General features: G+C 68.7%; 7 protein-coding genes. 4 read left to right on the forward strand and 3 right to left on the reverse strand.

Going from position 1 to position 12,664, the window contains the following annotated elements; translation table 11 throughout:
- The first annotated feature begins 193 nt into the window (after positions 1 to 193).
- On the forward strand, positions 194 to 4,873 hold the full coding sequence (locus L0C25_RS12415) for a family 78 glycoside hydrolase catalytic domain (RefSeq protein WP_271631960.1): 4,680 nt from the start codon (positions 194 to 196) through the stop codon (positions 4,871 to 4,873).
- A 40-nt stretch (positions 4,874 to 4,913) separates the two neighbouring features.
- Positions 4,914 to 7,916: a glycosyl hydrolase gene (locus L0C25_RS12420; protein ID WP_271631961.1), complete on the forward strand. Its 3,003-nt coding sequence runs from the start codon at positions 4,914 to 4,916 to the stop codon at positions 7,914 to 7,916.
- A gap of 67 nt (positions 7,917 to 7,983) precedes the next feature.
- Here L0C25_RS12420 and L0C25_RS12425 read toward each other — a convergent pair whose 3' ends face one another.
- The gene (locus L0C25_RS12425) at positions 7,984 to 9,486 is read right to left on the reverse strand and encodes an MFS transporter (RefSeq protein WP_271631962.1); all 1,503 of its coding nucleotides are present in this window, start codon (positions 9,484 to 9,486) and stop codon (positions 7,984 to 7,986) included.
- Positions 9,487 to 9,553: 67 nt separating this feature from the next.
- On the opposite strand from L0C25_RS12425, the gene L0C25_RS12430 reads away from it, so the two are divergent.
- Entirely contained in the window at positions 9,554 to 10,162 is a 609-nt protein-coding gene (locus tag L0C25_RS12430; RefSeq protein WP_271631963.1) for a TetR/AcrR family transcriptional regulator, read from the forward strand.
- 113 nt (positions 10,163 to 10,275) lie between these two features.
- On the forward strand, positions 10,276 to 10,869 hold the full coding sequence (locus L0C25_RS12435) for an ATP-dependent Clp protease proteolytic subunit (RefSeq protein WP_271631964.1): 594 nt from the start codon (positions 10,276 to 10,278) through the stop codon (positions 10,867 to 10,869).
- Positions 10,870 to 11,052: 183 nt separating this feature from the next.
- Here the strand turns inward: L0C25_RS12435 and L0C25_RS12440 are convergent, their stop codons facing one another.
- Entirely contained in the window at positions 11,053 to 11,331 is a 279-nt protein-coding gene (locus L0C25_RS12440) for a helix-turn-helix domain-containing protein (RefSeq protein ID WP_271636827.1), read from the reverse strand.
- A gap of 143 nt (positions 11,332 to 11,474) precedes the next feature.
- Positions 11,475 to 12,650, reverse strand: a complete 1,176-nt coding sequence (locus tag L0C25_RS12445) for a sensor histidine kinase (protein ID WP_271631965.1) — start codon at positions 12,648 to 12,650, stop codon at positions 11,475 to 11,477.
- Positions 12,651 to 12,664 lie beyond the last annotated feature (14 nt).

The following is a 12,664-nucleotide window of genomic DNA, read 5'->3' on the forward strand; positions in this document are numbered from 1 at the left end:
AATGATGCCCGCCGTCCGCCTTCGGCAAGCCAACTGACCGGATCCGGCCACGCTTGTCGTTGGACACCTGAGTTTTCGCACTCCATCGCGTTCTCGGTGTCGGGTCTGCGCGGCACCGCGGTTGCCAAGGCGGTGTGGCGTGAGTCACGATATGACGCATCCGTTCATGAATCGTTTCATAGGAGCGTGGGTCATGGGTCGAACTCGGTGGAGCTCGATGAGGCGAGTGGGGATTCCCGTCGTGTGCGCGGCATTGGGGCTGGCAGTCTCGGCCGGGCCGGTGCCGTCGGTGGCCGCGGCCCCGACTGCGGCGCGAGCGGTTGCCTCGGCGGCGCCGAGCGTCGACGGCCTCAGCGTCGACGGCCTGGACGAACCGCTCGGTCTCGAAACGGACGCGCCGTCGTTCAGCTGGCAGATCACCGAAGACCGGCGCAGTGTCCTGCAGCAGGCGTACGAGATCCACGTCGCGTCGTCATCGGATGCGCTCGCCGACCCCGACGTGTGGGACAGCGGCAAGGTCACGTCCGACCGATCGCTCGACGTCGGGTACGACGGGCCCGCGCTGAAGCCGCGGACCGACTACGTATGGGCGGTACGGGTCTGGGACGACAAGGGTGTCGCGTCCGACTGGAGCGAGCCTGCGACGTTCGGCACGGCGCTCGGCGACGAACCCTGGAAGGCGGAGTGGGTCGGCGCCGAGTCGGAGGAGCTCGGCGCCGAATGGACCGACTACACGGTCGACTTCACCGCGTCCGACATCACCGGGGCGCTCGGCGTGTACCTGCGCGGCGAAGACACCGAGAACGCGTACATGTGGCAGCTGAGCGAGGCCGACGACGCGCTGCGCCCGCATGTGAAGAAGAACGGCAGCTACTCCGTCCTGCCCGCGAAAGCGGTGCCCAACGGGTTCGACTTCGGCGCCGAGCACGAGTACTCGATCACCGTCGAGGGCGACAAGATCACCACCCGAGTCGACGGCGAGGTGCTCGACGAGCGTACGGACAAGACGTTCGCCGGCCCCGGCATCATCGGCTTCCGCACCAACGGCGACGAGTCCGGTCTCGTACACGACGTCACCGTGACGTCCGCCGACGGCGAGGTTCTCGTCGACACGGACTTTCCGACCGGTGACCGCACGTTCGCCGCCGGCACCGTCACCGACGACGGCCTGCGGGTCGACAGCTCCGGGTCCGAGGCGTGGTTGCGTCGCGACACGTCGGTGCCGCTGCTCCGACAGGACTTCTCCCTTGACGACAAGGACGTCGCCCGTGCGCGCGTTTACGCGTCTGCGCGCGGTGTGTACGAGCTGCGCCTCAACGGCGAGCGGGTGGGCGACTCCGAGCTGGCGCCCGGATGGACCGCGTACGACAAGCGGATCGACTACCAGACGTACGACGTCACCGACCAGGTACGCGCGGGTGACAACGTGCTAGGCGCGGAGGTGGCCAGCGGCTGGTACACCGGCAAGGTCGCGATGTTCGGCACCGACGTCTACGGCACCGACAACTCGTTGATCGCCGAGCTCGTCGTCGACTTCGATGACGGCACCAGCGCGGTCGTCGGCACGGACGGCAGCTGGCGGACCACGCCCGGCCCGACAACCGAGGCGGACCTGCTCGACGGCGAGTCGTACGACGCGCGCATCGCCGACGAGGTCGCCGGTTGGGACGAGCCCGGGTACGAGGCCGACCGATGGAGCGAGGTCGCGGTACGTGACGAGCCGACCGACGTACTGGAGCCGCAGACGGCCGAGCCGGTACGGGTGACCGAAGAGCTCACCGACACCGAGCAGATCGACTCGCCGACCGATGGTGCGTACCTCTACGACCTCGGCCAGAACATGGTCGGGCACACTCGCCTGACGCTGCAGGGCGAGCCCGGCCAGACGGTGCGGATCCGCCATGGCGAGGTGCTCAACCCCGACGGCACCTTGTACACGGCGAACCTGCGGTCGGCGAAAGCGACCGACTACTACACGTTCTCGTCCGACGAGCCGGAGACCTTCGAGCCGTCGTTCACGTTCCACGGCTTCCGCTACGTCGAGATCACCGGTGTCGACGAGGCGCCCGATGCGTCCGATGTTGTCGGAGTCGTCGTCGGCACCGACGGGGAGCTGACGAGCAGCCTGGAGACGAACTCCGATCTGGTGAACCAGCTGCAGAGCAACATCGTCTGGGGCATGCGCGGCAACTTCCTCTCGATCCCGACGGACACCCCCGCGCGCGACGAGCGGATGGGGTGGACCGGAGACATCAACGTGTTCGCGCGTACCGCGGTCTACAACATGGATGCGCGTACCTTCCTCACCAAGTGGATGCAGGATCTGCGTGACACGCAGCGCGATGACGGTGCGCTGCCCGGCGTCGCGCCGGTCGTACCCGGACGATTCGACGGTGGGTACGGGCCGGCCGGGTGGATGGACGCCGGCGTGCATGTCCCCTGGACGATGTGGCAGGCGTACGGCGACACGGACGTGATCCGTGAGAACTACGCGATGATGAAGAAGTACGTCGACTACCTCGCCGCAGACTCAACGGACCACATGAGGTCCGCCGGTGGCTACCTCGACTGGCTCAACCTCGACGACCCGACCCCGGCCGAGGTGGTCGACACGGCGTTCGTCGCGAAGAGCACGCGCGAGCTCGCGCAGATGGCGAAGGCGATCGGCGAGGACGGTGACGCTGCCGCCTTGCAGCAGCGGTACGAGGCGATCCGCGCCGCGTACCAGAACGCCTTCATCGGCGCCGACGGCACCGTACGAGGTGACAGCCAGACGGCGTACATCCTCACCCTGACGCACGACCTGGAGCCGAAGAACCGTCGCGACGCGCTCGTCGACCAGTTCGTCGAGACGCTCGAACGGCGGGACTACCACCTCTCGACCGGGTTCCTCGGCGTCGACGGCCTGCTGCCGGCGTTGACGAAGGCGGGGCGCACCGACATCGCGTACCGGCTGCTGCTGCACAAGGACTACCCGTCCTGGGGATACGAGATCGGCTGGGGTGCGACCACCGTGTGGGAGCGCTGGAACTCCATCAACCCCGACGGCTCGTTCAACGACGTGGGCATGAACTCCTTCAACCACTACGCATACGGCGCGGTCGGCGAGTGGATGTACCGCACGATGGCCGGTGTCTCGGCCGCGAAGCCCGGCTACAAGAAGGTGCTGGTCGCGCCCGAACCCGGTGACGGCATCGACCAGGCCGACTTCTCGCACGAGTCGCGATACGGGACCGTACGCAGCGCATGGAGCACGGCCGACGGTCCGATGACCCTCGACGTCACGGTGCCGGCGAACACCACAGCCGAGGTGCGGATCCCGGCGGCGAACCGGTGGGCGGTGACCGAGGGCGACGAGCCGATCGGCGATGTCGACGGTGTCGAGTTCGTCAAGATGGACGACGGTGACGTCGTCCTCGAGGTCGGATCCGGTACGTATGGGTTCGCGGTCGACCGGGTCCTCGGCGACCTCGGGGCCGCAGCCGACAAGGCGGAGGCATTCGCCGACGACGTCGACGCGTTGCGGGTACGCGGTCCGCTCGGCAAGATCGCCAAGAAGCACCTGCAACTGCGGACGAAGCTGATGACGGGTGAGATCGCCGCGGCGCGCAGCCTGCATCTGCGCGACAGTGACGACCAGCTCACGGCGGCGGCCGTGCATCGTGCACTCGCCAGCGTGGCCGATCTCGACCGCTGGTCCGCTACGTACGCGCGGCTCGGGCAGATCGACGAGGATGCGGCCAGCGGGCTGCGCGCCTCGCTGGCGGGCATCGAACCGTTGCTTTCGTCGGCGTCCTCGAGACTCGTCGGCGCGGTTGCATCGCTCGACGTTCCGGGTGGAGAGATCCTGCCCGGCGACGTCGTGCGGGTGAAGGTCGGGCTCGAGAACTCCGGCCGCCGGCCGTTGTCCGGGGTCGAGTCGGCGCTCGACGTACCCGACGGGTGGGGCGTCGAGTCGGTTGGCACGCACGGTTCCACCGTCGGTGCGCACGGGAAGGTCGAGCATGCTTATGACGTGAGCGTTCCGGCGGACGCCGAGGCGTCGACGGCGGACCTGTCCGGCTCCGTGTCGTATCGGCACACCGGCGGTACCGCGAAGCTGCCGGTGTCCGCGATGCTCATGGTCGCGCCCGGAGTCGCGATCGACTCCGTGGCGACAGCGCCCGACTCGGTCGGTGCGGGCGGCAAGGTAACGGTGAGCACTGCGCTGACCAACCGCACCGACCTCGCGCAGAGCGGCGAGGTGACCGTCAGCCTGCCCGACGGCTGGGAGGCGCCCGGCCCTGTCGCGTACGAGCTTGCTCCGGGAGAGCAGGCCACGGTCGATGCCGAGGTGACCGTTCCGATCACGGTCGTCGAGGGCACCGCGCCGGTGACGGTCGCGACCGGTGAGACGCCGGCCGAGCAGGCGAGGGGGTCGATCTCGGTCACCGTCGAGGTGCCGCCCGGTACGTCGACCGACCACGTCGACCTCGGCGACAACGCGTCGGAGGCCGCACATGCCCTCAATGCCTCGGCGAACTCCGGCACGAGCGAGGAAGCGGGTCTGACCCGCCGCTACACGCACGCGTCGTACCCCGACGGCTGGTTCGAGTTCGACGTCAAGGTGCCCGCGAACGGTCCGTTCGTGATTCGCGCGATCGAGACCTTCGACGGCGCCAAACGCAAGACGTACGACGTGCAGGCGGACGGCACGGTGGTGTACGAGCAGGACCTCGCTCGTACGGCGTCGGGCGAAGGGACGATCGCCTACCAGTTCGTGGTCGACGAGCCGGACCTGACCTCCGACGGCACCGTACGTCTCCGCTTCCAGGACACCGACGCCGACTACGACCCGTCGATCGCCGACGTCTGGGCAGTCCCGATCGGCTGAGTGCCCGGCCCGCACGACCATCTCAAGAGGAGCAGATGCCATGCACGGGAAGAAGCTGATGCGCGCCGCGGTCCCCGCCGTATGTGTCGCGATCGGGCTCGCGCTCTCGTCGGGGCCGGTCACGTCGGCGGCGCCGGCCGCCGCGCAACGCGGCAGCACGGCAGCCGAGACGGCCCTCTCCGCGGCCGAGTTCGCGAACCCCACGAACGGGTTCCGACCCGCCACCCGATGGTGGTGGCAGGCCCCGTTGAGTCGTGACGAGTCGGTACGCGAGATCAACGCGATCGCCGACGCCGGGTTCGGTGAGGTGGAGATCGCCTTCTCCGAAGGGGCCTGGGACACCGAGGATCAGCGCGACAACCTGCAAGCCGTCCTCGAGGAGGCCGACGACCTCGGCGTGGAGGTGTCGATGACGATGGGCGCCTCCTGGCCGGTCCAAACCCCCAATACGGGTGAGGGATCCGGCTTCGCGGCACAGGAGATGCAGTATGGGCGGGTGGACGTACGCGGTGGTCGACGCTTTTCGGGGCCGGTGCCCGAGGCGTTCGACACCGCACTGTTCGACCAGCCCGCGGAGCTGGTCGCGGCGACCGCTGCCAGGGTGACCAAGCGCGGTCCGGCGGCGGAGCTGCTTCCCGAGGGAGAACGGCCCCAGTACGGGAGCCCGGTGCGTGTGCCGGCGTCGTCCACGGTGCTCGACCCGACGTCGCTGGTCGACCTGACGGATCGGGTAGAGGACGGCAAGGTCACGTGGCGCGCGCCGAAGGGTGACTGGATCCTGTTCGGTTTCTGGTCGCGTGAGAACGGTGCGCACAACACCAACCCGTTCGATGCCGATGCCGCGCGGGCGGCGACCGAGTATCTCGACACCGGGCAGGTCGGCGATACGAACGCCGACCTGCTGCCGGACGTCGGCGGTGACTTCTTCGAGGACTCACTCGAGCTGAACGCCAACTCGATCTTCTGGACGCCGCGGATGGCGGCAGAGTTCGAGCAACGTCGTGGGTACAGGATGGGCAAGTACCTGCCGTTGATGTTCGCGCACGGCATGTCGAACTACTGGGTCCCGAACTCCGAGCCGACCCCCGACTTCGAGCTGCCGGATGACGAAGGCAGCAAGGTCCGGTCCGACTATTACCGACTGCTCACCGACCTGTACGTCGACGAGCACCTGGCGGTCTTCCAGGACTGGGCGGACGAGTACGGCATGCAGTTCAAGACGCAGGCGGCGTACGGTCAGGACCTCGAGCCGGTGCGCAGCTTCCGCGAGCTCGCCCAACTGGGCGGGCAGCCCGAGACCGAGTCGCTCAATGCCGGAGATCGGTTCCCGGTCGACATCGACAATCACACCTGGCGCTTCGCCCTCGACCACCACCGCAGCTCGGCGGCCGGCGTTCAGCAGGCGGGCGAGACGTCGTTGACGACCGAGCTCGGTGCTCAGTTCGACTATGCGTACCGAGTCCATCTCGGTGACTACCAGGAGATGATGGACAAGGGGTGGGCGACCGGTGTCACGAAGCCGTTCATCCACGGGTACGCGTACCAGTCGACGGATGCGCCCTGGCCCGGCAAACAGCGCTTCGGTGAGTTCGTCTCCGACAGCTGGAACGACCGGACGTTCCCGCAGTGGTCGATGTGGTCGGATCTCAACGACTATTGGGCGCGTGGCACACAGGTGCTCGAGACCGGTGGCGCGCGGGCGGACGTCGCGATCTACCGCGACGATTTCCTCACGACGACGGCACGCGGGTCCAACCCGGACTACGACGCACCGAACCGGCTGTTCGACACGGCAGCACTGGAGAAGAGCGGATACATCCCGCAGTACGTCGACCCCGTCGGCCTTGCGGAGAAGGGAGTTGTCGGCAACGGCGAGCTCTTCCCCGACACGGTGGGCTATCGCGGTCTGATCGTCGACGAGCGTGCCATCTCCGCCGACGCTGCGCGTGCGATCGCGAAGGCAGCACGCCGCGGAGTCGCGATCGTGTTCGTCGGCTCGACACCGGACGAAGACACCACATACGCGTCGGGCAAGGCCGGAGACCGCGCCGTACGCAAGGCCGTCGCGTCCGCGTTGAGGCGGCCGAGCGTGACGCGGGTGGAGACGCAGGCGGACGCGGCCCGGGCGTTGGCTCGTGCGGGCGTACGCCCGCGGGCCGACTGGAACGACAAGCACGTTCTCGCGCAGTGGCGCGAGGCGGGCGACACGACGTACGTCTACCTGTACAACCCCACCGACGACCGGATCGACTTCACGCCGTCGTTCGCTGGCACCGGAGTGCCAACGACGATGAACCTGTGGGACGGGACGATCGACCCGATCGCTCAGTACCGGACACGTCGCGGGCGCACGATGGTGCCGACCAGCCTGCGGCCGCGCGAGGCGACGGTGATCGCGATCGACTCGTCGGCACGTCCACGCGTCCACGTGACGAACAAGGCCGACGACGATCTCGTCGCGGACGGCGGCCGCATCCTGCTTCGTACGCGAGACGACGGCAGGCGCACGTTCCGGCTGTCGAACGGCTCGAAGCGGACCGTCACGGCGCGTACGCCGGATGAGCCGACCGCGTCGGTCGGACCCGACGCGTGGACGCTCGACGTGACCACCGAGTCACCGTCGGGCGGCGAGAACGTCACGGTCGATTCCCTCGGCGAGCTTGCCGACTGGCGGACGATTGCCGAGCTCCAGGGCGAGTCCGGAGTCGGGACGTACTCGGGCACGGTCGACGTGCCGGCCGACTGGCTGGCGGACGGAGCGGGCGTCGAGCTCGGTCTCGGTCGCGTCGACGGCACGGCGGAGGTGACGGTCAACGGTGAAGAGGTCGGCAGCCAGGTCGTGAGCGGTGGATCGTTCGATCTCAGTGCGGCGCTCCGGCCGGGAGAGAACACCATCGAGGTCGTCGTGCGTACGACGCTGCGCAATGCGGTCACGACGTACAACGCGGCGAGCACCAAGTCGCAGCCGTACGGACTGCGCGGTCCGGTGAAGATCCGGCCGTACGCCGAGGTGGTCGTCTACGACCCCCGCCGACAGGGGTGACGGCCGAAACCGCCCCGCCCACGGCGTACGTGGAGCGGGGCGGTCCTCCGGGGAGGTGTTGGGCCGGTCAGCCGACCTCGGCCCCGGCGTTGCGGTCCGCGTCGTGGTCGGTGTGGGACGAGCGCCCGCCGCGGGTGAGGACGACGACGATCGCCAACGTGGCGGCGATGATCCAGGCCGCGACGATGAGCGCGTTCGAGAACCCGTCGGCGAAGGCGTCCATCGCGACCGCGAGCATCGGGCCGGGTAGATGTGCGGCCTCGCCCATGCCGCCGCCGGTGCCGATCCGGTCGTTCAGGGTGTCGGTCAGGATGCTTCCCATCAGGGCGATGCCGAGTGCGCCGCCGAGCTCGCGGGACAGGTCGTTGACCGCCGATGCGACACCCTGCTGCTCGCGGGGCAGCTCCTCGGTGAGCATGCTGGTCGAGGGTGTCATCGACAGCCCCATGCCGATGCCCAAGAACGGCAGCGCGGTGAACAGCAGCCAGTAGTTGACGTCGCTGTCGAGCCTGCTCAGCGCGAACAGCGCCCCGGTCAGGATCGTCAGTCCGACGATGACCGTACGCGCCCGGCCGAGGTGGGCAATGATCTTGACCGAGCCGCGGGCCGACCCCATCATGCCGACCGCGAACGGCAGCATGCTGGCGGCCGCGGCGAGCGGGCTGAGGTCGCCGACGAACTGCAGGTACTGCATCAGCAGGAACATGAAGCCGAAGAACGCCAGGAACTGCATCGTGATCGTCAGGGAGCTCGCCGCGAACGTACGGTGCGCAAACAGCCGCGGATCGAGCAGCGGGTGCGGATGGCGGAGCTCCCACCCGATCGTCACGGCGAGCAGGGCGACGCCGATCGCCAGCCCGGAGACCGTCTCGGTGGAGCCCCAGCCCTCATGGGGTGCCTCGATGATCGAGTAGACGACGGCTCCGATGGCGACGGCGAACAGGACGCCACCGACGATGTCGAGCCGCCCGTCCGGTCGCTCGGCCGACTCGGGCACGGCCCGCAGTACGAGCACCGAAGCGACAACGGCCAAGGCGACGTTGAGGCCGAACACCGACTCCCACGAAAGCCACTCGAGCAGGGTGCCTGCCGCGAGCAGCCCGAGCACCGCGCTCGCGCCGGCGATGCCGGCCCAGATGGCGACCGCCTGCTGGCGGCGCTCGGCATCGAGAACCGTCGTGATGGTCGACAGCGTCGCCGGCATCACCAGCGCGGCGCCGACACCGAGGACGACGCGCAGGGCGATCACGACCTCGACATCGGAGGCGAACATCGCCGCGAGCGATCCGGCGCCGAACAGGACCAGTCCGGAGATCAGGGCGAGCCGTCGGCCGTACCGGTCGCCGAGTGCTCCGGCGATCAGCAGCAGGGCGGCGAAGACGAGCGCGTACGCGTCGACGACCCAGGAGACCTGGGTCTGGGTGGCGCCGGTGTCGTTCGCCAGGTCGGGCAGAGCTACGTTGAGGGAGGTCACGGCCGAGATGACCGTGGCGAGGGAGAGGAACACGGCCGGAAGGAGCAGGCGGTGTTGCGCCTTGGCCTCCTGCGGACGTGGCGTGTGCGTTGTCATCGGCTTCGCTCCTAATTCATCAGCTGTTGAATACCATCAAAACACGGCTTCGGATAGAATTCAACACATGATGAAAATATCTCGTGTCGGGAGGCCGCGAGCAAACGCGCACGTACGCGACGCGATCCTCGACGCCGCGCACCGGCAGTTCAACTCCGTCGGGTATCACGCCGCCACGCTGCGGGCGATCGCCGCCGACGCGGGAGTCGACGCTGCGATGATCGCGTACTACTTCGGATCGAAGCACGCGCTCCTGGGCGAGGTCGTCGAGCTTCGGGCGGACCCGGCGAGCATCCTTGCCGAGCGGATCGACGCGCCGCTCGCCGAACTGCCGCGTACCGTCCTGGCCGCGGTGCTCGCGGCGTGGGAGGCACCTGAGGAGCGACCGACGCTGCTGGTGCGCGTCGCCGACGATCCGGCGCTGAGCCGGATGCTCAAGGAGTATGTGGAGACCGAGCTGGTCGGCCCGATCACGCGCCGCATCGAACGCGAGGGCTTCGGGCATGCGGAGGCCGAAAGCAGAGCGATCGCCTTCGCCGTCCAGCTCATCGGCCTCGTCTTCGCCAGGTACGTCGTCGTCGTCGGCCCGATCGCCGACGCGTCCCCGGACGAGCTGACCGAGCTGATCGCCCCCGCACTCGACGCTGTGCTGAGCATCGACGCACCGACGGCCTGAGGCCTCGCCGCGTACGCCTGCAGCGAATCCGCTGACAGCCGAATCCCTTACGCAGAGGGGCGTACGCGTGTCAGCGTGGTGGCAGGGCTAGTCACCACCCAGGGGAGGAATCCATGGCCGAGACCGCGTTCGACGAGCAGCTGACGACCCGACTCCAGCATGAGCGGATCGTCGTACTCGCGGGGGAAGTGAACGACGACATCGCGAACCGGATCACCGGGCAGCTACTGCTGCTGTCGGCCGAGGATCCTCACCGCGACATCTCCCTCTACATCAACAGTCCGGGCGGCTCGGTCAGCGCCGGGATGTCGATCTACGACACCATGCAGTTCATCCCCAACGACGTATCGACGCTGGCGATGGGGTTCGCGGCGAGCATGGGTCAGTTCCTCCTCTGCGCCGGCGCGCCCGGTAAGCGCTTCAGCATGCCGCACGCCCGGATCGTCATGCACCAGGCACTCGGCGGGATCGGCGGCAGTACGTCGGACATCAAGATCCAGGCCGCCAACCTCGTCTTCACGAAGAAGCTGATGCAGCGCCTCATCGCCGAGCACACCGGCCAGGATGTCGAGACCATCGATCGCGACGGCGACCGCGACCACTGGTTCACCGCCGAGGAGGCCCGCGACTACGGGATCGTCGACCGCGTGGTCAGCCGTGCGGACGATGTCGCGCTGGTCGCGCAGCGGCGGCACGTGGGGTTGTGAGGCGGTGTTCGCTCGTGCAGCGATACCAAGTTCACTTGGTATCGCTGCACTTCCCCAGGCGTCGATGCCCAGTTTCGTACGCGAAGCCTGGTGAACTTGGTATCGCTGCACGCGGCCCGGTCGCCACGCCTAGGGAAGTGGGCTTCACCAAGTGAACTTGGTATCGCTGCGGCGAGCGACCGGTCAGGCGGCGAGCGCCAGCGCGGCCCCACCCGTCGCCGGTACGGATGCGGCGCCGCCTATGGCGAGCTCGTGGTGTGCCTCGCTGACCAGCTCGAGCATCGTGACGTCGAGTGCCCGGCAGACCGCGCCGAGGATCTCCGACGAGGCCTCCTTCTGGCCGCGCTCCACCTCGGAGATGTACGCGAGCGAGACCCGGGCCTCGTCGGCGACGTCGCGCAACGTACGCCCGCGCTCGGATCTCTTCCGACGCAGGACATCTCCGAGGAGCTCGCGAAGCAGCGGCTCCGGCCGATCGTCGATGGCAGGCAGCGGGCGCAGTGGGATGCTCACACTCTCAGGCTATGGACCCCGAGAGCACCCCACCAGGGAGCGGGCCCCGGTTTCGCTGTCGGCGGAATCGCACCGAGCGCACGATGGAGTGCTCAGCGCTCGATGCCGTGCGCGTACTTCGGCAGTCGCACGGTCACCTTCGTTCCCGCTCCCGGCGCGGTCTCGATCACGATGCCGTACTCGTCGCCGTACACGGTGCGCAGCCGTTGGTCGACGTTGCCGAGGCCGACGGACTCGCTGTCCGAGCCGCCCGCGAGCGCCCGGCGCATCCGGTCGGGTTGCTCGCCGACACCGTCGTCCTCGATCGTCACCACGCATTCGTTGCCGGCGTCCTCGGCGAGTACGACGATCGTGCCGTCGCCGGCCTTCTTCTCCAGCCCGTGGCGGATGGCGTTCTCGACGAGCGGCTGGATGGACAGGAACGGCAGCGGCACGCTCAGCACCTCCGGCGCGACGCGTACGGTCACCCGGAGCCGATCGCCGAAGCGCGCCTTCTCCAGCACGAGGTAGCGCTCGATGGAGCGCAGCTCCTCGGCGAGCGTCGTGTAGTCGCCGTGGCGCCGGAACGAGTAGCGGGTGAAGTCCGCGAACTCCATCAACAGCTCCCGCGCACGCTCGGGGTCGGTCCGTACGAACGACGCGATCGCGCCGAGCGAGTTGTAGACGAAGTGCGGTGAGATCTGGGCGCGAAGGGCGCGCAGCTCCGCCTCCATCAACGCCGTGCGCGACTTGTCGAGCTCCGCGAGCTCCAGCTGGCCCGACACCCAGCGGGCGACCTCGGTCGTCGCGCGTACGAGGCCGGCGGACGGCGCGTCGGTCACCACGAGTACGGCCCCGACGACGACGCCGTCGACGTTCAGTGGCGCGGCGATCGCGTGGCCGAACAGCGACTCCTGGCCGGCGTCGAGGACGTCCGCCGGCCCGAACACCTCGGTCGAGCCCGAGGCGACGGTACGCCGGGCGAGCTCGGCGGCGTGGGCGGACAGGTCTGGCGATCCCTCCCAGGCCAGCACCTCCTCGGTGTCGGTCAGGGCGGCCGCCGGCGCACCGAGCAGGGTCCGCAGATGCCGCAGCGACCGCTCTGCGCTCGCCCGGTCGAGGCCGGTACGCAGCGCGGGCGACGCGAGGGAGGCGGTGTGCAGCGTCTCGTGGGTCACGCGCTCGGTGAGCGACCCGAGCCCGCGTCGCGAGCGCACCACCCAGCGGATCGCGAGTGCCGCCGCCACGATCGCGACGATCGCCGAGCCGATCACGACGACGTTGTCCACCCGCGAAGTCTAGG

This window comes from Solicola gregarius, from assembly GCF_025790165.1.
In the GTDB taxonomy this organism is placed as follows: Bacteria; Actinomycetota; Actinomycetes; order Propionibacteriales; family Nocardioidaceae; genus Solicola; species Solicola gregarius.